Source organism: Enterobacter sp. ku-bf2, from assembly GCF_001742765.1.
In the GTDB taxonomy this organism is placed as follows: Bacteria; Pseudomonadota; Gammaproteobacteria; order Enterobacterales; family Enterobacteriaceae; genus Enterobacter; species Enterobacter quasiroggenkampii.
This window is the reverse complement of sequence record NZ_MDVW01000001.1, coordinates 1,571,401-1,595,128: the sequence shown is the minus strand read 5'-3', so window position 1 is coordinate 1,595,128 and position 23,728 is coordinate 1,571,401. Positions and strand designations below refer to the sequence as shown.

Here is a 23,728-nt window from a genome sequence, read left to right as displayed (position 1 = left end):
CGATGGCTGAGGGGCGGGTATAACTATCGGGTACCCCTTAAACGACATGCGAGGATTATCTTATGCGTTATCAAAAACTGGGCAACACCGGTCTGTTCGTTTCTGAACTGTGCCTCGGCACCATGACCTTCGGCGGTGAAGGCGGCATGTGGGGCAAGATTGGTCAGCTCCAGCAAAGCGAAGCAGAACAGCTGGTGGGCCGCGCGCTGGATGCCGGGATCAACTTTATCGATACCGCGGACGTTTACTCGGAAGGGCGTTCGGAGGAGATCACCGGCCAGGCGCTGAAAAACCTGAAAATCCCCCGCGAGAACGTGGTCGTCGCGACCAAAGTGTTCGGCGAAACCGGAACGGCAGGGGTGAACTCGCGCGGCAGCTCGCGCTATCACATCATCAGCAGCGTGAAGGAGAGCCTGCGTCGCCTACAGCTGGATCATATCGATCTCTATCAGCTGCACGGCTTCGACCCGGCCACGCCGATTGAAGAGACGCTCTATGCGCTGGATAACCTGGTGCAGCACGGTCACGTGCGCTATATCGGCGTCTCGAACTGGGCGGCGTGGCAGATAGCCAAAGCGCTGGGCATTTCCGAGCGTCTCGGGCTGGCGCGTTTCGCATCCCTCCAGGCGTATTACACCATCGCCGGACGCGATCTTGAGCGCGAGCTGGTGCCGATGATGCAGAGCGAAGGCGTCGGGCTGATGGTCTGGAGCCCGCTGGCGGGCGGCCTGCTGAGCGGAAAATATGGTCGCGACGGGCAGAGCGAAGCCGGTGGTCGTCGTCTGGAGTTTGATTTCCCGCCGGTGAACAAAGATCGCGCCTTCGACTGCGTGGACGTGATGCGCACGATCGCCGAAAGCAAGGGCGTCTCCGTCGCGCAAATCGCGCTGGCGTGGCTGCTGCACCAGAAAGCGGTGACCAGCGTCATCATTGGCGCGAAACGCGTTGAACAATTGGACGACAACATTGCCGCCACCGGGATCCGTCTCAGCGAAGAGGAGCTTCAGCAGCTTGATGCGGTGAGCGCGCTGCCGCGGGAATATCCTGGCTGGATGCTGGAGCGGCAGGGTGAGTATCGCCGTAATCAGCTCGCGCAGCAGTAACATTCCGCATCAGGTAATTTTTTAATTTGTTTGCCCCTCGTTGCAGCAGTCGGCAAAAGCTGTTTATTTCATTGAGCATGCTTTTGCCGATTTAACGATGGGCCGTGGCGGCAATCAGCAACCGTCTTTGCAGGTTGCCGCTGGATTTTGCTCAAGGACTCTTACCAGCAGGGCTCGGGGTTCTCTAACTACATCTGTTCCAATTGACAGTACTTTGCCGTCCCGTTCTGCTGAATACTTCGCGACAACATCACCGAACGCATTTCGCTGCAGGGCGACCTCTTGTCCTGCTTTTACCGTGTCGCCGGGTTTAACGAAAACTTCCGCAAACCCACCTGTGGTTGCACGTATTGAACTGATAGCATTACCAATATACGTTTTATTACTGCTGGCGGTTGCGCCGATTTTGCCTTCAATAACCTTGTAGTGGATCAGTACATTGAGGGCACCCTCTAAGCCCCGGGCAATCATATCCTGCTGGTAAATCCTCGGTTCTCCCGTCTCGGCCGTTATCGCCGGGATACCATTTTGAATAAAGGTTGTCTCCATTGAGCCGGCTTCGCCGGGATCTTTCTTAATTTGATCGGCCGGAAAAAGTTCTGCAATCGTCCGGGCATCCGCATTGCGGTAGTCGGCATAAATGAACAGCGGATAAGCCGTTCCGGTAGACTGGGTGTGATAGTCAATCGCCAGGTCTACATTTCCCTTGTAAACCTTATTCCACATCATCCATGCCTGACGCTCAGCAGAGTTACCCGTTTCTTTTCCTGGATGTACGCGGTTGTAGTCGATCGTCTCACCACCATCGGTTGAAACAGACCATGTCCGGGAGACCCTTTCAAGTCCAGAACGGTTTGGACCAATAATGCCAATAACGCTGCCGTTCATTTTGGCGGGGGCCAGTTGTTCCATCACTTTTTGTACGATGCGCACTCCGTTTAGCTCATCCCCGTGGACGCCCGCCTGCAGCAGAACTTTCTTCCCGTCCGTTTTCCCTTTTGCCACCATGATGGGTACATACCATCGCTGTCCCGTTCCTGTCTCAACCCCCTCGAACATGAAGCGATGTTGTCCTGCTGTCAGGTCAGCTACATCCAGAGTCGAGATAACAGGTACTCCCTGTACCTTATCACCCGTATACACCGTTGCCGCGTGAGTCATTGAGCATGACAACGCTAAGCTAAGAGCGAATGCGATACGGCTAGTAGATATCTTCATGTGCGTCATTTTCCATTTGATAGGGTTGAGATTTTTATTTTCCGGCCAGGGCCTGGGTTCATGCTCATTAAGTTAATAATGATTTTATGAGGCCAGCCAGTGGCACGATCGGGAAATGTGATTTTGCATAGGCTTACGCTCCGGCCTCAGGAAAAGGATTTGCGCGATCTATTTTCCTGCCCGGCTTCCTCTTTCCAACATACCTCACAAAAAACGATCCTCCTCTTTGATCGTTTTTACATCTTCGCCTATATGACTAGTCATGAATTTTTAAATGACTAGTCATATAGGGAGGGAACATGAACAATCAGCTGCCGGCCAACTTTTTATGGGGCAACTCGGTCTCCAGCATGCAGACGGAAGGGGCCTGGAACGAGGGCGGGAAGGGGATGTCGGTATATGACATTCGTGAAGCCGGGGAGAACGTCTCCGACTGGAAAGTGGCGACCGACTCCTACCACCGCTACCGGGAAGATTTCGACCTGATGCAGGATTTGGGCATGAACTGCTACCGCTTCCAGATCTCCTGGAGCCGCGTCTGCCCGCAGGGCGACGGCCCATTCAACGACGAAGGCATCGCATTTTACGACCGCTTTATTGACGATCTGATCGCCCGCGGCATCGAGCCGATGATCTGCCTGTACCATTTCGACATGCCGCTCGCGCTGGCGCAGGAGTACAACGGCTTTATCGATCGCCGCGTGATGGACGCCTTTGTCCGCTACGGCAAAAAGATGATCGACTGCTTTGGCGACCGCGTGAAGTACTGGCTGACCTTCAACGAGCAGAATATTTTCCATATGCCGGAAGCCTTCCGCATTTCCGGCTATATGAAAGGCGAGAAAACCCTGCGCGAGCTGTATCTGCTCCAGCACCATACGATGGTGGCGCACATGGCGCTGACCGAATACCTGCACCAGACGAAACCGGGCCAGCTGATGGGCGGCATGCTGGCGCACCAGCTGATCTACCCGGCTACCTGCAAACCGCGCGATATCTTCTGCGCCCAGCAGTATGACGAATTCCTCAACCAGAACCTGCTGCGCGTCTTTGCCGGGCAGGGCTACAGCCCGGCGGTGATGGCGGTGGTGGAGCAGGAGGGCTTTGGCGATATCTACCGTGCAGACGATCTCGCGCTGCTGGCGCGCACCCAAAACGACTTTATGGCCTTCAGCTACTACGCCAGCAAAACGCTGGACAGCGATGCGATCCCGGAAGGCACGCCGGTGAACTATTACCTGCTTCACGGCGAGAAAAATAACCCCTACCTGAAAGCCACTGAGTGGAACTGGCAGATCGATCCGCTGGGCTTCCGCACCATCATCACCCGCTACGCCAACGACTGGCGCCTGCCGGTGTTCCCGATTGAAAACGGCATCGGCGTGATTGAGTCCTGGGACGGGGTGAACCCGATTGAGGACACCTACCGCATCGACTACCACCGGGCGCACATCGAGGCGATGAAAGCGGCGATGTTCGAGGACGGGGCAGAGGTCATTGGCTACCTCGGCTGGGGGTTAATCGACATTCTCAGCTCCCAGGGCGACATGCGTAAGCGCTACGGCGTGGTCTATGTCAACCGGGAAAACCACGACCTGAAAGACCTGAAGCGCGTGCCGAAGAAGAGCTACGCGTGGTTAAAACAGGTTATCCATACCAACGGACGCGAGATGTAAGCCGTACGCTGCCGGGCCGTTTTTGTGACTGATTGATGGGAACACGCCGCTATGTCTGAAACAAAAATCACACCGCACATGCAGTCCTTTGTCGATAAGTTTGTCGAGTTCTCGGCGCGCCTGGCAAACCAGGTGCACCTGCGCTCCCTGCGCGACGCCTTCGCCACGGTAATGCCCATTTTCATCCTCGCCGGTCTGGCGGTGCTGGTGAACAACGTGGTGTTTCCGTGGATTTTTCACGGCGATACGCTGGCACACTTCAAAGTGTGGGGCGAGGCGATTATCAACGGCACGCTGAACATCGCCGCGCTGCTGCTGGCCCCGATGATTGCCTGGTCGCTGGCACGCAACAAAGATTTCGACAATCCGGTCTCGGCAGTGGTTATCGCCGTCAGCAGTTTTATCATTATGATGCCGATGCGCTTACAGATTACGCCCGTCGGCAGCGACGCTGCGGTCAGCGTGACGCAGGTGCTGACCTTCGCCAATATCGGCTCCACCGGGATTTTCGCCGGGGTGCTGATTGGGCTGCTCTCAACGGAAGTGTTTATCGCTATTTCGCGGCTGAAGGCGCTGCACATTTCCCTCGGGGAAAACGTTCCCCCGGCGGTGAGCAAATCCTTTACCGCGCTGATCCCAACCATTCTCACGCTTTCGCTGTTTGCGGTGCTCGCGGCGGTGCTGGCAAACGTGCTGCACACGGACCTGATCCATCTCATTACGACCTTTATCCAGCAGCCGCTGCGGCTGATCAACACCAGCCTGCCGGGGACGATTTTCATCTACAGCTTCGGCAACTTCCTGTTCACGCTCGGCATTCATCAGTCAGTGGTCAACAGCGTGGTACTGGAGCCGTTCCTGCTGATCAATACCAACGAGAACATGCTGGCCTTCGCCAACGGCCAGCCCATTCCGCACATCATCAACAACATCTTCGTGCCGACCTTTGGCATGGTGGGTGGGACGGGCAGCACCATCTCGCTGCTGATCGCCATCTTTATCTTCTCCCGACAACAGTCGGCGAAGCAGGTGGCGCGTCTCTCGCTGGCGCCGGGCCTGTTTAATATCAACGAGCCGGTGATTTTTGGCCTGCCGATCGTGTTTAACCTGCCGCTGATGATCCCATTCGTGCTGCTGCCCGCGATAGGCATTTACTTTGCCTGGCTCTGTACCACGCTGGGATTCATGTCGCGCTGCGTGGTGATGATCCCGTGGACCACGCCGCCGATTCTCAGCGCCTGGCTGGCCACGGCGGGAGACTGGCGGGCGGTGGTGGTGCAGTTGGCAATCATCGTATTTGGTGTATTCTTCTACCTGCCTTTCCTCAAAATTGCCGAGCGAGTGGCCTTGAAAAACAGCGGGATAGAAAACTAACAGAAAGGAAGGACGATGGCGGCGAAGTACATCACCATAGCGCGGGAAATCAAGAAACGCATTATCAGCCAGCAGTACGCCGCCCATGAACCGCTGCCGGACCAGTTTGCGCTGGCGGCGGAGTTCAGTACCAGCCGGATGACCATCCAGCAGGCGATGCGCCAGCTGATCGTCGAAGGGCTGGTCTATACCCGCCAGGGGCAGGGGACGTTCATCCGCAAAAATTTCCTCCAGCTTTCGCAGTGGGATCTCTCCGGCAGCGACTACTTTGGCGCGACCAAAACCTGGGCGCATCTGGGGACGGTTACGAGCCAGGTGGTGCATTTCGAGCTGCGCTTCCCGAACGAAAAAGAGCAGGCGTCGTTGATGATTAACGCCGATGCGCCGATCTACGACTTCATTCGCCTGCGTTTGCTGAACGGCGAACCGATGTCGCTGGATTCCACGGTGATGCCGATGAATCTGGTGCCGGGCCTGACGAAAAACCATCTTGAAGGTTCGGTGTTTCAGTACGTTCAGGAGACCCTGGGGCTGAAAATTATGGGCTCGTATCGGGTGGTGCGGGCGCTTAAGCCCAGCGCGCTGGACAGAGAGCATCTGGTCTGCGAGGAAACCGATCCGGTGCTGGAGGTGGAGCAGGTCATTTATCTGGAAGATGGCACGCCGCTGGAGTATGCCCACTGTCACTATCGGTACGACCACGGCGGGATTGTGATCGTGAATAACGGGTAAAAAAAAGCGGGCCTCGAAGCCCACTTTTTTAATGCGCGTGACGTGATTAGTTCAGACGTACCGGCATACCGGAACGGTTCTGAACGGCCTGGTCAACAATCGCTGTTTCAACGTCTGGCTGAGACGTTACCGCCTGTACCGCGCTGTTCAGCGTAACAGGAACGACTTCGTTGTTGTTGATCTGGTCTTCGCTGGTGGATAGCGGGTTGTGCACTTCGATGTAGCGGCTGCCGTCTGGCTCAGACGTCGCTTTCACCGGTTCGTTGATGAACTGCACGCGCGTACCGACCGGCACGTTTTCGAACAGGAACTTGATGTCGTCGTTACGCAGGCGCACGCAGCCGTGGCTCACGCGCAGGCCGATACCGAAGTTGGCGTTGGTGCCGTGAATCGCATACAGACGACCAATGTACAGGGCATACAGACCCATCGGGTTATCCGGGCCGGCTGGCACAACGGCTGGCAGCGGTTCGCCCGCAGCGATGTATTCCGCGTGCATTTTAGCCGTCGGCGTCCAGGTTGGGCCCGCTTTCTTACGTTCAACTTTGGTGGTCCAGTTCAGCGGGGTGTCTTTACCCAACTGGCCGATACCGATTGGCAGCACGATGACGGTATTGGTGCCTTTCGGGTAGTAATACAGACGCATTTCGGCGCTGTTAATTACGATACCTTCATGAACGGTATCCGGCAGGATCAGCTGCTGAGGGATATTCAGCACGGTACCTGCTTTCGGCAGGTACGGGTCAACGCCCGGGTTCGCTTCCAGCATGTTAGACAGACCCAACTGGTACTGCGCCGCGAAATACTCCAGCGGCTGAGAGTTACCTTCAGGAACCGTCACCACCTGGTTTTGACCCACCAGACGGCTTCCGTCGGTCGGCAGGGGATACGTCACCGCAGACGCGGTCTTACAAAAACCTACTACGGCTAACGCCGCCGCAAAAAGCGCTGTTAATTTCATGTTCATGTTGTGCGAGGTATCTAAGCCATTCTGGCGATGAGTTGATAAGTCTGAATCTGTGATGGGAGCGCATTATATGTGCATTCCCGCTCACTGGGAATTCAGATGTGTACGAAATCACATTTTTTTCGATTTTGTTAAAGTTTAGTGGATGGTTGCAACGCGGGATCTCAATTCGGAATTGTGGCATAATGCCGTGTTTATCACACTTTTCGCAGGAATCTCCCCGTGTTAGTTACCAGCAACGTCACTATGCAGTTTGGCAGTAAGCCGCTGTTCGAAAACATTTCCGTCAAATTTGGCGGCGGCAACCGTTACGGCCTGATTGGTGCCAACGGTAGCGGTAAATCCACCTTTATGAAGATCCTCGGCGGCGATCTGGAGCCGACCCTCGGCAACGTGTCGCTCGATCCGAACGAGCGCATCGGTAAGCTGCGTCAGGATCAGTTCGCCTTCGAAGAGTTCACCGTGCTCGACACCGTGATCATGGGGCACGCGGAGCTGTGGGAAGTGAAGCAGGAGCGCGATCGCATCTATGCGCTGGCCGAGATGAGCGAAGAAGACGGCTATAAAGTGGCCGAGCTGGAAACGCAGTACGGCGAGATGGACGGTTACTCTGCGGAAGCGCGCGCGGGCGAGCTGCTGTTGGGCGTCGGCATTCCGGTTGAACAGCATTACGGCCCGATGAGCGAAGTCGCGCCAGGCTGGAAGCTGCGTGTGCTGCTGGCTCAGGCGCTGTTCTCTAACCCGGACATCCTGCTGCTCGACGAACCGACGAACAACCTGGACATCGACACCATCCGCTGGCTGGAGCAGACGCTTAACGATCGCGACAGCACCATGATCATCATTTCGCACGACCGTCACTTCCTGAACATGGTCTGTACGCACATGGCGGATCTGGACTACGGCGAGCTGCGCGTCTATCCGGGCAACTATGACGAGTACATGACGGCAGCCACCCAGGCGCGCGAGCGTCTGCTGGCGGACAACGCCAAGAAAAAAGCGCAGATTGCCGACCTGCAGTCCTTCGTCAGCCGCTTCAGCGCTAACGCCTCTAAATCGCGTCAGGCAACCTCGCGTGCGCGTCAGATTGATAAAATCAAGCTGGAAGAGGTTAAAGCCTCCAGCCGTCAGAACCCGTTCATCCGCTTCGAGCAGGACAAGAAGCTGTTCCGTAACGCGCTGGAAGTGGAAGCCCTTACCAAAGGCTTCGATGAAGGCCCGCTGTTTAAAAACTTCAACCTGCTGCTGGAGGTGGGCGAGAAGATTGCCATTCTGGGCGCCAACGGCGTGGGTAAATCTACCATGCTGAAAACCCTGGTCGGCGAACTGCAGCCGGACAACGGCACCGTGAAATGGTCCGAAAACGCGCAAATTGGTTACTACGCGCAGGACCATGAGTACGAGTTCGAAAATGACCTGACCGTCTTTGACTGGATGAGCCAGTGGAAGCAGGAAGGCGACGACGAGCAGGCGGTGCGCAGCATCCTGGGTCGTCTGCTGTTCAGCCAGGACGACATCAAAAAGCCAGCTAAAGTGCTCTCCGGTGGTGAGAAAGGCCGCATGCTGTTCGGCAAACTGATGATGGAAAAACCAAATATCCTGGTGATGGACGAACCGACTAACCACCTGGACATGGAATCGATCGAATCCCTGAACATGGCGCTGGAGATGTATCAGGGCACCCTGATCTTCGTCTCTCATGACCGTGAGTTCGTCAGCTCGCTGGCGACCCGCGTGATCGAAATTACGCCAGAGCGCGTGGTGGACTTCACCGGTAACTACGAAGATTACCTGCGCAGCAAAGGTATCGACGGCTAATAAAAAGCCCGGTGGCGCTTCGCTTACCGGGCCTACGGGTGTCTTTGTAGGCCGGGTAAGGCGAAGCCGCCACCCGGCAATGTTCAGAGCACCCACTCACTCCTTTCAACCCCGTTCACCCGCAGCGTACGTTTTTCCCCCGCCGGTAATGACACCTTCAGCGCTTTCCACGCCGGACGATAATCTCCCCGCGCGTTCACCTTCAGGTTGATGGTTGCGCCGTCGCACACCATTTCCCATTCCACCCACAGCGCATTGCCGTTCTGATAGCCCCAGCTTTCACCGTCGTCTTCAAACAGCAGCCCGGAGGTCGTGCCTACGCCTTTCACCGGGAACAGCTTCAGCTCGCGGGCCGTATCTTTTTCGGCACTCACATGCGTGATGCGTTCGCTCAGCGGCAGACCGGCTCCGGCGCGCACCAGCAGCGGCAGTTTTTCCAGCGGCGCATCGAGGACGATGGATTGCCCGCCTGCATACCACGCGTGGGTGTAAAAATCATACCAGCCCGTTTCGTTATCCGGCAGCCAGACCCGGCGCTCGCGCTGCCCGGCTTCGACGACGCTGGCGACCAGCAGGTCGCGGCCCAGCAGGAAGTCGTCGCACTCTTCGAAGGTCTTTGCATCGTGCTCGTGGTCGAGGAAGGTCGGGCGCAGCATCGGCTCGTCGTCGGCGTGCGCCTGCCAGAGCAGAGTATAGAGATACGGCAGCAGGCGGTAGCGCAGCTCAATTGCGCCGCGAATGGCAGGCGTGACGCCCGGATACATCCACGGCTCGTTCACCGTGTGGTCATCGTTCCACGAGTGAATGGTAAAGCGCGGGTGCATCACGCCGTTCTGCACCCAGCGCACGAACAGCTCGGCGTCCGGCTTGTCGCCGGAGAAACCGCCCACGTCATGGCCGACGTTGAACAGCCCGGACAGGCTCATGCCCAGCCCCATGCGGATGTTATAGCGCAGCGTGTCCCAGTTGGTGCGGTTGTCACCGCTCCAGGTCTGAACGTAGCGCTGCATCCCGGCGCAGCCGGAGCGGGAGATGAGATACGGGCGTTTTTCCGGCGCAAAGCGCTGCTGCGCTTCCAGCGAGGCGCGCATCATCAGCAGCGGCATCACCGGGCGAATATGCTTGATGGCGATCTCCTTGCCGAAGCCAAAGCAGCGGGCTTCCCCGTCCCACACTTCATACTCGTTGTTGTCGTTCCAGGTGGAATCGATGCCCATCTCCAGCAGCTGCGTGGTGACGCCGTTCTGCCACCACTGCACCGTCTGCGGGTTGGTAAAGTCGAGGTGCGAGCCTTCGTCATCCCAGAAGCTGGAGCGTTCGGGTGCATCGGTTTCTGAATCGCGAATGAACAGGCCGCTCTCCGCCACTTCGCTGTAGCGCGGATGATCCTGCAGCAGGCACGGCTTGATGTTTGCGGCCAACTTCAACCCCGCGTCGTGGAACGCCTGGCTCATCACCTTCGGCTGCGGCACCTTGTCATAGTTCCAGTTGAAGACGTAGCGCTTGCCGTTGATGGAGGTATAGCCGGACGAGAGCTGGAACGAATCGCACGGAATGGCGTGCTCTTCGCACAGGCGGATGAAGTTCATCAGCTGATTCTGCGCGTCCGGCGCGTCGGTGTAGTGCATGGTCGAGCCGCTGTAGCCCAGGCTCCATTTCGGTCCGAACAGCGTTTTCCCGGTCAGGCGCACAAAGGCTTTGGTGACGTCCAGCACGCGCCTGCCGGTAAAAATGTAGTAGTCGATATCGCCCGCTTCCGCCTGCCAGCGGCGATAGGCGGTGTGGTAGTTGTCGATTTCGTTACCCAGATCCAGCCAGCAGCTGCTCAGGTTGTCGTAGAACAGGCCGTAGCTCACGTCGTCGCGGCGGGTAAGGGTGAACGGAATGTGCTTGTACAGCGGGTCGGTGCTGGCGGCGTTGTAGCCCATGGCGTCGAGGTTGCGCATCTCGTAGCGTTTACCGTTGCGCTGCAGATCGCCCGCTTTCTCACCCAAGCCGTAGAAACGCTCGTCCTTGCGGCGGCTCAGGTAGTGCGCCACGCCGTCGCCATGGGCGTTCAGCAGGTAGGCGCTGGTGGGGCGGTCGTTGACCAGCGGCTGCCACTCGCCCGCCTCATTGCGGTAGTGCCACTCCAGCCACAGCGGCTGGTGCACGGTGACGCGCAGCTGTTCGGTTTCCACGGTTAACGTGTCGTCCTGCTGCGTCAGCGTCCAGGCCGGGCAGGTGAAGCCGCTGACATCGTCACGACGGCGACCTTCCCACGGCACGTCTTGTTCCGGGGCGATGCTCCAGGTGCGGTCCAGCGCCAGCTCGCCTTTGCGTTTGATCAGCACGCGGAACAGGTTCTCTTCCAGCACATACAGGCACAGACGGTGCTGGTTATCGACCAGCAGTTCCAGATGGTTTGCCGACTGCGTATCAACGGTCCAGTTTTTCAGGGTTTTCATATGCAATACATCCACTATCAGGCGCGCTTGGCGCGACGTTCAGCAATAAATGCTACCAGGAAGAGAGCGCCAATCAGGTCAAAGAAGCCCATGGCGATAAAGAGCGGGTTAAAGCCGATTTTGTCGGCGGTCACACCGATTAACAGCGAGAACAGGAAGCTGGCGATCCACGCCGCTGAGCCGCGCATGCCGTTGACGGTCGCCATCTGGCCTTTGTCGAACGACTCCACGACCAGGGCGCTGAGCATGCAGGAGATGATCTGGTGCCCGAAGCCGCCGATGGAGATCAGCACGATGGTGATGTACGGGTCGCGAGTAATGGCCACGATGGCCAGCGAGATCATCAGGAACGCGCCCGTCACGGAGCTGGCGACGACAGAGTTCACGCGGGAGCAGCCGAACAGACGGGTGTACAGACGCGTCAGGTAACCGCTCGCCACGCTGCCGAGGTCAGCGGCGAGGAACGGCAGCCAGGCAAACATCGCAATCTGCTTCAGGTCCATGCCGTGCTCTTTGGCAAGGTACAGCGGCACCCAGAAGCTCAGCACCGCCCAGGCCGGTTCCGCCATAAAGGCCGGGATGGCGATACCGTAGAAGCGTTTGTTCTTCGAGACGGTTTTCAGCGCGGTCAGGAAGGGCAGTTTGACGGCAGGCGGTTCGTTATCCTGCTTGATAAACGCCAGCTCGTCCTTGCTCAGGTTCGGGTGCTGCTCCGGGTTATGGTAGAACGCCCACCACAGGATCACCCACAGCAGCGCCAGCACGCCGGTAAACATGAACGCCCCCTGCCAGCCGAACGACGCGTGAGCAAAGTAAATGATAGGCGGAGCCAGCATCGCGCCGATAGAAAAGCCCACGCCCGCCCAGCCGGCAGCAACGGGACGCTCTGATTTCGGGAACCATTCACCGATGGTTTTGGCGTTCGCCGGGGTAGCGGCGGCTTCGGAAGCTCCCATAAAGAAGCGCAGAATCGCCAGGTGCAGCCAGCTTCCGGCGCCCGCATGGAAAATACACATCAGCGCCCAGATCCCGGCGCAGACCATAAAACCAATCTTCAGGCCGATCACGTCAATCAGCCAGCCGCACAGGGGCTGGAAAATGGTGTAGGCAATCTGGAACGCACCGACGATCCAGGAGTATTGCTCGGTGGTGATCCCAAGGCTCTCTTTCAGTTCCGGGGCGAGGATCCCGAGCGAGTTTCGGGTGATGTAGTTAACGGTGACGCCAAGTAAGAACAGCACCAGCACGTACCAGCGCAGGTTCTTGATGACGCGACGGGTTTTGCTTGTCGCAACGGTGTTATTGATGTCCTGACTCATTTTACTCTCCACAAGACGGACGGTAAGGGGACGGAGGTTCAGGTGTCACACAGATTTTTATGCCTTTGATTTCTATCCGTTTAAACTGCTTAAGTTGGTATACAACTAGTATGGAAGTTGTGTGACAGGTTCACCTTAAGGGAGAAAATGAGCGGGCAATAGTCTATTTTGTGCAAAATTTCTCATAACTGACGTAAACACTCTGGCAGGATGGTATTGATGTCAGTTATTGCCTGACAAACACGCTATGAAAATTTTTTCATTTCGCAAATGGAGCCAGATCACAAAATGGACAAAAGGCTAAAAATTACCGAAATCGCTGCCCGCACGCAGCTCTCGATCAGCACCGTGTCACGCGTGCTGGCGGGGAAAGCGAATACCAGTGAAAAAGCGCGCGCAAAGGTGCTGGCGTGCGCGCGGGAGCTGGGCGTGATGGAGGGCATGGCGGCGGGACGGTTGCTGCTCAATAGCCTGGTGGTTTTTGCTCCTCAGCGCGCCTTCGACGAGCGGTCCGACATCTTTTACTACCGCGTGATCCAGAGCGTGAGTAAAGGCCTGGCATCCCACGATGTGCGCCTGCGCTACTGCGCGCTGGAAGAGAACGACAGCGACGCCCAGCTGTTTCTGGCGCGGATGAACGAGTCGGACACGCAGGCCGCCATTCTTCTCGGTATCGACGACCCGCATATCCACGATCTGGCGGTGGACGTGGGTAAGCCCTGCATGTTGATTAACTGCCGCGACCGGCACATGCGTCTGCCTGCCGTTGCGCCGGATCACCGCGCCATTGGCGAGCGGGCGGCGGAATACCTGTTCGAGATGGGGCACCGTGAGGTGATGAACGTGCTGTGCCTGCGTCGCTACACCATGGAGCTGCGTCTGTCAGGGATCCGTGACGCGTGGCAGTCTCACAACCTGGCGTTCAACGACAGGCGCGATCTGCTGGTGGTGCCCAGCTTCAGCGCGCGCGAAACGGAACAGGTGGTCAGCGCCTGGCTCAGCGAAATGCAGGGCAAGGATTTGCCAACCGCGTTTCTGGTCGGCGGCGACTTTATGGCGGCGGGCACCATTAGCGCATTACAAAACCACGGATTGCGCGTGCCGCAGGACGTCTCGGTGATGAGCATTGACGGGTTTAACCTGGCGGCGATCCAGGATGTGCCGCTGACGGCCGTGCATGTTCCCCGCGACGAGCTGGGGACGGAAGCGGTACACATGCTCCAGCAGCGGCTGATGCGCCCGGACGCGCCGGTGGGGACGTTACTGCTTAACGGCACGCTGACCGTGCGAGAATCGGTACGGCGGATACGTCAGGGAAAACGACGCACCGCCGTTGAGCGGGAAGGGCTGTATGACAGTTAGACCATGCCCAGCGCGCGCTTGCCGTGGATGTTGAGATCGTTCACGGTAAAGCGGTCCTGCCAGCTCTTTTCATAATCTTCGCGTGGGAAATCCCCCGGCGATGCGCCGGTCTCCAGCGCTTCCTTGACCTTCTTCGCATAGGCGAGGTTTTTCTCGCACATCGGTGCGGCGGGGATATACATCACGTTGCCCCAGCCCTGCTGATTGTCCACCGGCGCGACGGAGTGGATCACATCGCAGTGCCACCACACCGAATCGCCCGCGTCCAGCGCCGGAATGCTGGTCAGCGCCTCGATGAGCAGCGGGTGCCACTTCTCGGAAACCGGCAGCACGCGGCCCGGCGCCACGCCGCACAGCTCGTCTTCCGGCACGTCGTCCAGCAGCGGACGCAGCAGAATGTACGCCATCGCTTCCGGGATCGGCACCACGTGCAGCAGCCCCTGGCCAGGGATCATGTCCGACAGCGCGGTCCAGCCCTGGAAGGTGCGGAACACCGAGCATTTGGTGGTATTATCGACGGTATACTCTTCCACTTCGGTACGGTGCGCGGCGTTCCACGGATCGTATTTCTCGACATTGCCGTCAAACACGCGGGCAAAGACCTGCTGGTAAGCCGGCAGCAGCCAGCGCTCCAGCGCGCCGGAGTCGGTATGCGCGCCCAGCCCTTTCGAGGTGGTTCCCGGCGGACGGCGGCGGATACGATCCGGGTAAATCACGCTCACGTCCGGGTCGAACCACTGCTTGCCGTTGCTCTCGAACGTCCATAAACGGTTCAGGAACGACTGCACCTGCGCCATCTCTTCGCTCTGGCGCGCCTGCATTTGCGCCTGCGACCAGTAGATCGGGTAAATCTCCGGACGGGAAGCGGTCAGGGTGCCAAAGAAGTTATCGCCTGGCCCTTTGTACACCTCGTCAAACTTGTTCAGATCGAGGTAGTCGAGCATCGACTGATCCCACGCCAGTGCCTGCTCGCGCGGGAAGTGACCTTTAATCACCGCACAGCCGCGGCGTTTAACGGCGTCGCGCTGCGCGTCGGTAATCGTGCCGTTTTTTACATCGGTAAACGGGATCACCGGCCAGACGGATTCACCTTTATTTTTAAGCGCGTTAATTTCCGCCACGCGGGTGGCAATTTTGTCGCTGAGCTTGTTAAACACCGCCTGCACGTCGCCGATCTGCGCGCGTAACTCACGTTTCAACTGACGGATTGCCGCTTTGTGATCCGCCGGCAAGGTTTCACTGGTAAAGGTCATAACTGCCTCGCATCTTTCATTCGAAAGTAAAAATGTCTACAAGTGATACTTTAAGTTAAAAATAAGTTAATGCAAGTTTAAAAACTTGACGTGCGCCACAGGACGGAAAAAGAGTGAGAGGCCGGAGCCAGGCTCCGGCGAAGAAAGGATCAGGCGTCGAACGGGGAATGGTTGTCGAGCACGGCCTGAATGACGTTCAGCGCGCCCTGATGGTTGTTGTCATCGGTGCTGTAGCGGCTGATTTCTTTGATGCTTTCCGCCGCGTTGCCCATCGCAAAAGAATATTTCACCAGCTTCAGCATCTCGGCATCGTTGCCGCTGTCGCCGATGGCCACGCACGCCTGCGGGGAGATTTTCCAGCGCTTCAGCAGACGGCTGATGCCGTTAGCTTTGTGCAGGCCGGGGATAATTAAATCCACAAAGCCAAAGCCGCTGGTGACCGGCTTCATGATGCCGTCCAGCGAGACGTGCAGCTTATCCACCAGATTGGGGATATCGCTGTCCGGCAGGTTCAGGGAGAACTTAAACAGCACGTCGTCAATTTCACGGTAATCGCTAATGCGCTTTAAGCGGTGGTAGTGCTTTGACATCAGCGCCACGAACGCGTCCGGGGCTTTATCGCTGACGTACGCGCTCTCCAGCCCGCAGGCCACGAAGTTCAGCCCTTTATCTTTCAGCAGTTCGCCAATCACGATCTGCGATTCATGGCGGGTCAGCTCGCCGTGAAAAATCTGCTCCCCGCGATCGAACACCAGCGCGCCGTTTTCCGCCACGAAGGAGATCCGATCTTTGAGCTCCGGAAAGAAGGAGATGAGCTGGTAATACTGGTTGCCGCTGGCGACAACGAATTCAATGTCGCGGGCTTTAAGCTGTTCAAACTGTGCCTGGAAGCGGTCACGATCGTACTGCTTGGCATCATCAAGAAAAGTTCCGTCCATATCGGTGACGATAACTTTAACGGTCATACTGTGCTCCTGGGTCACTGCGTTTTGAAACATTCTAATAACAAGGTGACGGGGAGCACAAATTTAATTTCGAATGAAAGTCAGAAAGCCGGGTGGCGGCTTCGCCTTACCCGGCCTACGAGGAGACTCTGTAGGCCCGGTAAGCGCAGCGCCACCGGGCGTTTTTTTACAGCGTATGTTCAGTACGGGCGATAATATCGTCCTGCGCATCCGGCGACAGGGCGGTGAAGAACGCCGAGTAACCCGCCACGCGTACCACCAGGTCACGATACTGGTCAGGGTGTTTCTTCGCCTCCAGCAGCGTGTCGCGGGAGACAATGTTGTACTGAATATGCCAGCCCTTATGCACCTCGAAGAAGGTGCGCAGCAGCACCATCAGCTTCTGGCGATCGCTGTCGTTTTCCAGCGTTGACGGGTTCAGCTTCTGGTTCAGCAGCACGCCGCCGAGAATCGCCTCGGTAGGCAGTTTACCCACGGAACCGATGACCGCCGTTGGACCCAGGTGGTCGGTACCGGAAGCCGGGCTTGCCCCTTCCGCCAGCGGCGTGTGCGCCTTACGTCCGTCCGGTGTCGCCATCGTCGCCGCGCCAAACGGCACGTTCGCGGAAATCGAGGAGGTGCCCGCGTAGTAGTTACCGCCAATCGGGCCGCGGCCGTGGCGTGGGTTGTGGTACTGCTTCAGCTCTTCAATATAGGTCTGATAGGCGCGGGTCAGCAGCATGTCCACGCTGTCGTCGTCGTTGCCGTACTTCGGTGCGCCGTTGATCAGGCGCTGACGCAGCTGCTCGTGGGTCAGCCCGTCGAAGTCATCCGCCAGCGCCGCCGCCAGCTGCTGCTGGCCAATGACGCCCTGTTCGAACACCAGCTTCTTCACCGCCGCCAGGCTGTTGCCGAGGTTGGCGATCCCCACCTGCAGGCCGGAGACCCAGTCATACTTCGCGCCGCCCTGCTTGATGCTTTTCGCGCGCTCGATGCAGTCGTCCACCAGCGCCGAGCAGAGAATATCGTGAACGTTCTCTTCCAGCATGGTGTCCACCACATACTCAATTTCGATGGATTTGCGGGTGTAGTAGCGGATCTGGCTATCCCACGCCGCCATCACCTCGTCGAAGTTGTCGAAGTTACCGGCAGAGAGGGCTTTCTCCTGCGGCAGGAACACCTTGCCGCTGGTGGCATCGCGGCCACCTTCCAGCGCGGCCAGCATCACGCGGGCAAAGTTGATAAAGCTCATGCCGGTGCAGCGATAGCCCCACTTGCCGCCCACCGCGGTTTCGATACAGCCAATCGCCGCGTAGTCGTAGGCGTCGTCGCGTTCAACGCCGAGCTTGATGAATTCCGGGATCACGATTTCATCGTTGTTAAAGGCAGGCATCCCGAAGCCGCAGCGGATCACCTGCACGCAGGCGTCGAGGAAGTCGTTGCTCATGCCCGCGTGGTAACGCACGCTCAGGTTCGGCTGGGTGGAGCGCAGACGGCCGCAGGATTCCAGAATCGCGTAGGAGAGCGGGTTCACCGCGTCCATCGGCTCACCGTTGACCATCTTCTGGCCGCCGATGGTGACGTTCTGGTACAGCGGGCTGCCGGCGGAGGCTTTGGAGTGCGAGCCGGAGCGGATCTTATTCACTTCAAGCAATTTCAGCCAGCAGCTGTGCAGCAGCTCGATGGCGTGTTCGCGATCCAGGCTCTGGTTCAGCTCCACGTCGCGGCGGTAGTACGGATAGAGATACTGGTCCATACGCGCGAAGGAGACGGAGTGGCCGTTGGACTCAATCTGCAGGATCAACTGAATGAAGTAGCACAGCTGCAGCGCCTGCCAGAAGGTTTTTGGCGGCTCGTGAGCAATCACGTCGCAGTTTTCTGCCATCGCCAGCAGCTCGTGTCGGCGGCTTTCGCGGGTTTCGGTGGAGGCCATCTCGCGCGCCAGATCGGCGAAGCGTTTGATGTGCAGGCTCACCGCTTCCAGCACGATATCAATTGCCTTCAGGAACTGATCGCCGTGCAGGTCTTCCAGCACCGTCAGGTTGATGCGCGAGCGGCGCTCGGCCACTTTGGCGCGCAGGCCGTCGAGACCTTTCTCCAGCACCAGGGGGAAGTTCACCGCCAGGTGCGCGTCGCCGGAGGTCATGTTACCTTCGGCTTTGATGATGCCGGTTTCCAGCAGGCCTTTCTGCTCGTCGGTGAACATGCCGTAGCAGCGGTCCTGCACCGTCTGGCCGCGCCACCACGGGCAGATCTCATGCAGCACGCGCTTGTTCTCTTCGCTCACCGCAAAGCCCGCGCCCGGGCGGTCCGCCAGGTCGTCAATCTCTTTCTCAATCCAGGAAACGGTGTATTCCGGGAAGATCGGCGCGGCGCGCACTTCGCTGGCCTGGTTACCGATAATCAGCTCGTCGTGTTTGATCCAGATGGTACGCTCGGCCAGGTGATGCGCCAGCGCCAGGGCGCGACGGACCGGGATCGGCTTGTCCATGTGCTGCTGATACATTTCGGTGTAATGCTGGGCGCGCTCGGTACAGACCGGCGGCTTAACGATATGCACCAGCGCCGTTTTGTGGGCCTTAATGCGCTCGCTGAGGGTATTGAGATTCAGGGTTGTCATAAGTTTATCCTCGTAAGGTCGCGGTTAACCCTTTCTGGCAGGCGTACTGCTGCGCGAAGTCCAGCAGGGCAGGGTTATCCAGCGGTTTGTCAGGGGCAGAGTAGGGTTGGCCGAGCAGGGTGTATTTGTTCATGCCCAGCGTGTGATACGGCAGAAAATGAATATCGTCGACGCCGAGCTCATCGGCAGCGAAGTTGGTGATGGCGGTGATGGAGGCTTCATCCGCGTTAAAGCCCTGGATCAGCGGCACGCGGATGGTGATCGTTTTCCCGGCGGCGGCCAGGCGTTTCAGGTTGTCCAGGATGCGCTTAGCCGAACCGTCCGTCCACTGCTTGAACAGGTCACCGTCGACGTGCTTCAGGTCGGCGAGGAACAAATCGACGTACGGTAATGACGGCTCGATATAGTGCCACGGCACGTGAAGGCAGGTTTCGACGGCGGTGTGGATCCCCTGGTCATGGCTGGCTTTAAACAGGGCCTGCGCCAGCTCGGGGTTCATAAACGGTTCGCCGCCGGAGAGGGTGATCCCGCCGCCGCTGCGGTCGTAGAAGGGTTTGTCGCGCAGTACGGTCGCCATGATCTCCTCGACCTGCCATTCTTCACCGCAGATGGTCAGCGCCTGCGTCGGGCAGCAGTCGGTGAGGGCATTAAGCGTCTCTTCACTTAATTTCTCACGATGAATGACCATCTCGTTCAGCGCACGTTCGATACAGCCCGGTGCCGCCTGCTGACACAGGTCGCAGCCGTCCAGGCACAGACGCGCATCAAACAGCACGTCCCGCGTGCGGGAGCGGCTTTCCGGGTTCTGGCACCAGCGACAGCCCAGCGAGCAGCCTTTCAGGAACACCACGGTACGGATACCGGGGCCATCGTGGGTAGAGTAACGCTGAATATTGAAGATCATGTTTTCGCCTCTCATCTTGCATACGAAGATTAAATTACTTTCGAATGAAAGTTATCTTGATGCAGGTCAACTCTTGAGCAGGTTTTGTCGTGATAGGGTAAGTGCAGGCTAATTTTGAGGGTGACATCATGGAACTTTATCTCGACACATCTGACGTTGCGGCAGTCAAAAAGCTGGCGCGTATCTTCCCGCTGGCGGGCGTGACCACCAACCCAAGCATCGTTGCGGCCGGTAAAACGCCGCTCGACGAACTGCTGCCCGCGCTGCACGACGCGCTGGGCGGTAAAGGCCGTCTGTTTGCGCAGGTGATGGCGACCACCGCCGAAGGGATGGTGGAAGACGCGCGTAAGCTGCGCGCCATCATTAACGATCTGGTGGTGAAAGTGCCGGTGACCGCAGAAGGGCTGGCGGCGATCAAGATGCTCAAAGCGGAAGGGATCCCTACGCTGGGTACGGCGGTATACGGTGCCGCGCAGGGGATGCTGTCCGCGCTGGCGGGGGCGGAGTATGTGGCGCCTTACGTTAACCGCGTGGACGCGCAGGGCGGGGACGGGATCCAGACCGTGGTGGAATTACAGCAGCTGCTGACGCTGCATGCCCCGCAGTCAAAAGTGCTGGCCGCGAGCTTTAAAACCCCGCGTCAGGCGCTGGACTGCCTGCTGGCAGGGTGCGAGTCCATCACGCTGCCGCTGGACGTGGCGCAGCAGTTTATTACCTCTCCGGCTGTGGATGCGGCGATCGTAAAGTTTGAGCAGGACTGGTTGGGGGCGTTTGGACGGACGTCTATCTGACGCGGTTGCCGGGTGGCGCTAACGCTTACCCGGCCTACGTTCGCGCCGTTGTAGGTCGGGTAAGGCGAAGCCGCCACCCGACTTTTTTACTGGCTACACACCTCACACCCCGGGTTACGCATCAGCTTCATCTCGCGGAACTGGCAGGTCATCGCGTCGTACATCACGATTTTACCCGCTGCGGGCGTGCCGTAATTCGCCAGCACTTTGATCGCTTCCATTGCCTGCAATGAACCAATCACGCCGACGAGTGGCGCCATCACGCCCGCCTCAACGCAGGTCAGCGCATTCTCGCCAAACAGACGGCTCAGGCAGCGGTAGCAGGGTTCACCCTCGGCGTACGTGAAGACGCTGATTTGCCCCTCCATGCGGATCGCCGCGCCGGAGACCAGCGGGGTTTTGTGAGCAAAACAGCCCGCGTTGAGCTGGTTGCGGATGGCGACGTTATCGGTGCAGTCCAGCACCAGGTCGTGCCGGGCAATCTGTGCGAACAGCGCGTCGTCATCCAGCATTGCGTCAATCAGCGTGAACTGAACGTGGGGGTTGATGCGCGCCAGCGCAGCCCTGGCGGATTCCACTTTCGGCTGGCCCACCGTCGCGTTGCTGTGCAGCGTCTGGCGCTGCAGGTTGGAGACCGACACGGTATCGAAATCCAGCAGCGTCATGCTTCCCACGCCCGCCGCGGCAAGGTACTGCGCGGCGGCGCAGCCCAGCCCGCCCAGCCCGACGACCAGCACGCTGGCCGCCTTGAGCGCTTCCTGACCCTCGAAGTCAAACCCGCGCAGCACGATCTGGCGGTTGTAGCGCATCATCTCCTGGTCGCTCAGCTCCACCGTCATGTCAGCCTCCAAACAGGTGGTTAAAGCGCTCGACCTCAACCCATTCGCCGGCTTCCACGTTGCCGCGCTCGCGCTCCAGCACGATGAAGCAGTTGCCCAGACTGAAGGAGCTGAAAATGTGCGAGCCCTGATGTCCGGTGGTGCTCACTTCGAGCTCGCCGTCCGCACCGCGGGTCAGAATGCCGCGCTGGAAATCGAGACGGCCCGGTGATTTTTTCAACCGCGTGGCGGCACGCACGCGCACGCGTTCCGGCAGCGGGCTGGCCTTGTTGCCGGAAAGCTTCGCCAGCAGCGGGATCGCCAGCTGGTAGAAGGTGAGTGCCGCCGAGACCGGGTTACCCGGCAGGCCGCAGAACCAGCTGTGTGAAAGCTTGCCAAACGCGAACGGCTTGCCCGGCTTGATCGCCAGCTTCCAGAAGGCGATTTCACCCAGCTCTTCAAGAAGGGTTTTGGTGTAATCCGCTTCGCCCACGGAGACGCCGCCGGAGCTGATGACCACGTCGGCGGATTTATCCGCCTCGATAAACGCCGCGCGCAGTTTTTCCGGATCGTCAGGAATGATGCCGAGGTTAATCACCTCGCAGCCCAGCTGCTCCAGCATCAGGTGTACCGCCAGGCGGTTGGTGTCGTAAATCTGGCCGTCCTGCAGCGGCTGGCCCGGAAGCTGCAGCTCGTCGCCGGTGGAGAAAACGGCGACGCGCACTTTACGGATCACGTCGATATCCGCGATGCCGAGCGAGGCCAGCACCGGCAGCTCCGCCACCGTCAGCTTTTGCCCGGCGGCAAAGACCGTCGCGCCGAGGGTAATGTCTTCGCCCGTGCGACGGATGTTCTGGCCCGCTTTGACGCTCGCGGTAAAACGCACGCCGTCGTCGGTCTGTTCGGTCTCTTCCTGCATCACCACGGCGTCGCAGCCTGGCGGAACCGGTGCGCCGGTCATGATGCGCACGCAGGTGCCTGCAGGCCATTCGCCGCTAAACGGCTGACCCGCAAAGGCTTTACCCGCCACCGGCAGGGCGTTACCCGTCTGGAGATCCGCCAGGCGTACCGCGTAACCGTCCATCGCGGAGTTATCAAACCCCGGCACGTTAAGCGGAGAGACGATATCGCGTGCGGCAATACGGCCAAAACAGCGCACGAGGGGCAGCGTCTCAACGTCATGCAGCGGGGAAACTCGGTCAAGCATCTGCGTGAGTGCCGTCTCAAGCGGCATCAGTCCGGCGGTAAAATCCATGGTGGGCTCCTGCGGAGTAACAACGAAAGCGTCCATTATGGCAGAAAAGTGCGGCTAACTGTATGACCGGAGGGTGCACGCTTTACATCACTGTTACGTCTTTCTATATTCAAAATTCATCTGAAGTTTCGTCGACGATAATGATATTTATAGAAAAAGCCGCAAAACAGGCTAACGGGTGATGCGAATGGTTAAGGCGGTAATCGCAATTCATGGCGGGGCCGGGGCAATCACCCGTGCACAGCTCACTTCTGAGCAGGAAAAACGCTACATCGACGCGTTGTACGCCATTGTCGAAACGGGCCAGAAAATGCTGGAAGCGGGCGAGAGTGCGCTGGATGTAGTCACCGAGGCGGTGCGTCTGCTGGAAGAGTGCCCGTTATTTAATGCGGGGATCGGTTCGGTCTTTACCCGGGATGAAACGCACGAGCTGGATGCCTGCGTCATGGACGGTATCACCCTGAAAGCGGGGGCCGTGGCAGGCGTCAGCCACCTGCGTAACCCGGTGCTGGCCGCGCGTCTGGTGATGGAAGAGAGCCCGCACGTGCTGCTGACGGGCGCGGGGGCGGAGAGGTTTGCCTTCGAACACGGAATGGAGCCGGTATCGCCCGACCTGTTTTCCACGGAAGCCCGCTATCAGCAGCTGCTGGACGCCCGTTCGGCGGGCATGACGCAGCTTGACCATACTGCGCCGCTGGATGAGCGCAGCAAAATGGGCACGGTGGGCGCGGTGGCGCTGGATAAAGCCGGCAACCTCGCGGCGGCAACCTCCACGGGCGGGATGACCAACAAGCTGCCCGGACGCGTGGGTGATAGCCCGCTGCCTGGCGCGGGTTGCTATGCCAATAACGCGACGGCGGCGGTGTCGTGTACCGGCACCGGAGAAGTGTTTATCCGCGCTCTCGCGGCCTATGACATTACCGCGCTGATGGATTACGGCGGCTTAAGCCTGAGCGAGGCCTGCGAGCGTGTGGTGATGGAAAAATTACCTGCCCTGGGCGGCATCGGCGGACTCATTGCGGTGGATCGTGAGGGCAACGTGGCCCTGCCGTTCAACAGTGAAGGCATGTACCGCGCCTGGGGCTATGCCGGCGATGAGCCGAGCACGGGGATCTATCGTGAATAAG

18 protein-coding genes are annotated in these 23,728 nt (G+C 58.6%); 8 read left to right on the top strand and 10 right to left on the bottom strand.

The features are described 5' to 3' along the window. Nucleotides 1-62: 62 nt before the first annotated feature. A complete protein-coding gene (locus BFG58_RS07590; RefSeq protein ID WP_045909418.1) occupies nucleotides 63-1,103 on the top strand; it encodes an aldo/keto reductase in 1,041 nt (346 codons plus the stop codon). 114 nt (nucleotides 1,104-1,217) lie between these two features. Here the strand turns inward: BFG58_RS07590 and BFG58_RS07585 are convergent, their stop codons facing one another. Further along, complete coding sequence (locus tag BFG58_RS07585; RefSeq protein WP_083261460.1) at nucleotides 1,218-2,321, bottom strand: succinylglutamate desuccinylase/aspartoacylase family protein; 1,104 nt, start codon at nucleotides 2,319-2,321, stop codon at nucleotides 1,218-1,220. 299 nt (nucleotides 2,322-2,620) lie between these two features. Between BFG58_RS07585 and BFG58_RS07580 the strand changes: the two genes are divergently transcribed. From BFG58_RS07580 to BFG58_RS07570, 3 genes are read left to right on the top strand one after another with little or no spacing between them, the layout of a single operon-like run. After that, the gene (locus BFG58_RS07580; protein ID WP_069719562.1) at nucleotides 2,621-3,997 is read left to right on the top strand and encodes a glycoside hydrolase family 1 protein; all 1,377 of its coding nucleotides are present in this window, start codon (nucleotides 2,621-2,623) and stop codon (nucleotides 3,995-3,997) included. A gap of 51 nt (nucleotides 3,998-4,048) precedes the next feature. Then, complete coding sequence (locus BFG58_RS07575; protein ID WP_069719561.1) at nucleotides 4,049-5,371, top strand: PTS sugar transporter subunit IIC; 1,323 nt, start codon at nucleotides 4,049-4,051, stop codon at nucleotides 5,369-5,371. A gap of 15 nt (nucleotides 5,372-5,386) precedes the next feature. Continuing rightward, nucleotides 5,387-6,103, top strand: coding sequence for a GntR family transcriptional regulator (locus BFG58_RS07570; protein WP_045909415.1), 717 nt, complete (start codon nucleotides 5,387-5,389; stop codon nucleotides 6,101-6,103). A gap of 46 nt (nucleotides 6,104-6,149) precedes the next feature. Here the strand turns inward: BFG58_RS07570 and ldtB are convergent, their stop codons facing one another. Beyond that, nucleotides 6,150-7,070 (bottom strand): L,D-transpeptidase, encoded by a 921-nt coding sequence (gene ldtB, locus BFG58_RS07565; protein WP_032649383.1) that lies wholly within the window; start codon nucleotides 7,068-7,070, stop codon nucleotides 6,150-6,152. A 222-nt stretch (nucleotides 7,071-7,292) separates the two neighbouring features. Between ldtB and BFG58_RS07560 the strand changes: the two genes are divergently transcribed. Beyond that, nucleotides 7,293-8,888, top strand: coding sequence for an ABC-F family ATPase (locus BFG58_RS07560; RefSeq protein ID WP_032656351.1), 1,596 nt, complete (start codon nucleotides 7,293-7,295; stop codon nucleotides 8,886-8,888). 83 nt (nucleotides 8,889-8,971) lie between these two features. Here BFG58_RS07560 and BFG58_RS07555 read toward each other — a convergent pair whose 3' ends face one another. Then, nucleotides 8,972-11,335, bottom strand: a complete 2,364-nt coding sequence (locus BFG58_RS07555; protein WP_069719560.1) for a TIM-barrel domain-containing protein — start codon at nucleotides 11,333-11,335, stop codon at nucleotides 8,972-8,974. A 17-nt stretch (nucleotides 11,336-11,352) separates the two neighbouring features. Further along, nucleotides 11,353-12,654 carry an MFS transporter gene (locus BFG58_RS07550; protein WP_045909413.1) on the bottom strand — a complete coding sequence of 434 codons (1,302 nt, stop codon included), beginning with the start codon at nucleotides 12,652-12,654 and terminating at the stop codon, nucleotides 11,353-11,355. A 288-nt stretch (nucleotides 12,655-12,942) separates the two neighbouring features. On the opposite strand from BFG58_RS07550, the gene BFG58_RS07545 reads away from it, so the two are divergent. Next, the gene (locus tag BFG58_RS07545; RefSeq protein ID WP_045909412.1) at nucleotides 12,943-14,016 is read left to right on the top strand and encodes a LacI family DNA-binding transcriptional regulator; all 1,074 of its coding nucleotides are present in this window, start codon (nucleotides 12,943-12,945) and stop codon (nucleotides 14,014-14,016) included. Here BFG58_RS07545 and BFG58_RS07540 read toward each other — a convergent pair. The 4 genes from BFG58_RS07540 to BFG58_RS07525 all read right to left on the bottom strand — a co-directional run bounded on the left by BFG58_RS07540 (nucleotide 14,013) and on the right by BFG58_RS07525 (nucleotide 19,737). Then, complete coding sequence (locus tag BFG58_RS07540; RefSeq protein WP_045909411.1) at nucleotides 14,013-15,269, bottom strand: DUF1479 domain-containing protein; 1,257 nt, start codon at nucleotides 15,267-15,269, stop codon at nucleotides 14,013-14,015. The genes BFG58_RS07545 and BFG58_RS07540 overlap by 4 nt on opposite strands. A 149-nt stretch (nucleotides 15,270-15,418) precedes the next feature. Then, nucleotides 15,419-16,234, bottom strand: coding sequence for a Cof-type HAD-IIB family hydrolase (locus BFG58_RS07535; protein ID WP_069719559.1), 816 nt, complete (start codon nucleotides 16,232-16,234; stop codon nucleotides 15,419-15,421). A gap of 166 nt (nucleotides 16,235-16,400) precedes the next feature. Then, nucleotides 16,401-18,833: a formate C-acetyltransferase/glycerol dehydratase family glycyl radical enzyme gene (locus BFG58_RS07530; protein WP_069719558.1), complete on the bottom strand. Its 2,433-nt coding sequence runs from the start codon at nucleotides 18,831-18,833 to the stop codon at nucleotides 16,401-16,403. Between the two features lie 4 nt (nucleotides 18,834-18,837). Continuing rightward, nucleotides 18,838-19,737, bottom strand: coding sequence for a glycyl-radical enzyme activating protein (locus tag BFG58_RS07525; protein ID WP_069719557.1), 900 nt, complete (start codon nucleotides 19,735-19,737; stop codon nucleotides 18,838-18,840). Nucleotides 19,738-19,865: 128 nt separating this feature from the next. Here BFG58_RS07525 and fsa point away from each other — a divergent pair, with 128 nt between their 5' ends. Beyond that, the gene (gene fsa, locus BFG58_RS07520) at nucleotides 19,866-20,528 is read left to right on the top strand and encodes a fructose-6-phosphate aldolase (RefSeq protein ID WP_069719556.1); all 663 of its coding nucleotides are present in this window, start codon (nucleotides 19,866-19,868) and stop codon (nucleotides 20,526-20,528) included. Between the two features lie 86 nt (nucleotides 20,529-20,614). Here the strand turns inward: fsa and moeB are convergent, their stop codons facing one another. After that, nucleotides 20,615-21,367 carry a molybdopterin-synthase adenylyltransferase MoeB gene (gene moeB, locus BFG58_RS07515; protein WP_069719555.1) on the bottom strand — a complete coding sequence of 251 codons (753 nt, stop codon included), beginning with the start codon at nucleotides 21,365-21,367 and terminating at the stop codon, nucleotides 20,615-20,617. 1 nt (nucleotide 21,368) lies between these two features. Then, nucleotides 21,369-22,601, bottom strand: a complete 1,233-nt coding sequence (gene moeA / locus BFG58_RS07510) for a molybdopterin molybdotransferase MoeA (protein WP_069719554.1) — start codon at nucleotides 22,599-22,601, stop codon at nucleotides 21,369-21,371. Between the two features lie 187 nt (nucleotides 22,602-22,788). On the opposite strand from moeA, the gene iaaA reads away from it, so the two are divergent. Continuing rightward, nucleotides 22,789-23,727 (top strand): beta-aspartyl-peptidase, encoded by a 939-nt coding sequence (gene iaaA, locus BFG58_RS07505; RefSeq protein ID WP_048027619.1) that lies wholly within the window; start codon nucleotides 22,789-22,791, stop codon nucleotides 23,725-23,727. Nucleotide 23,728 lies beyond the last annotated feature (1 nt).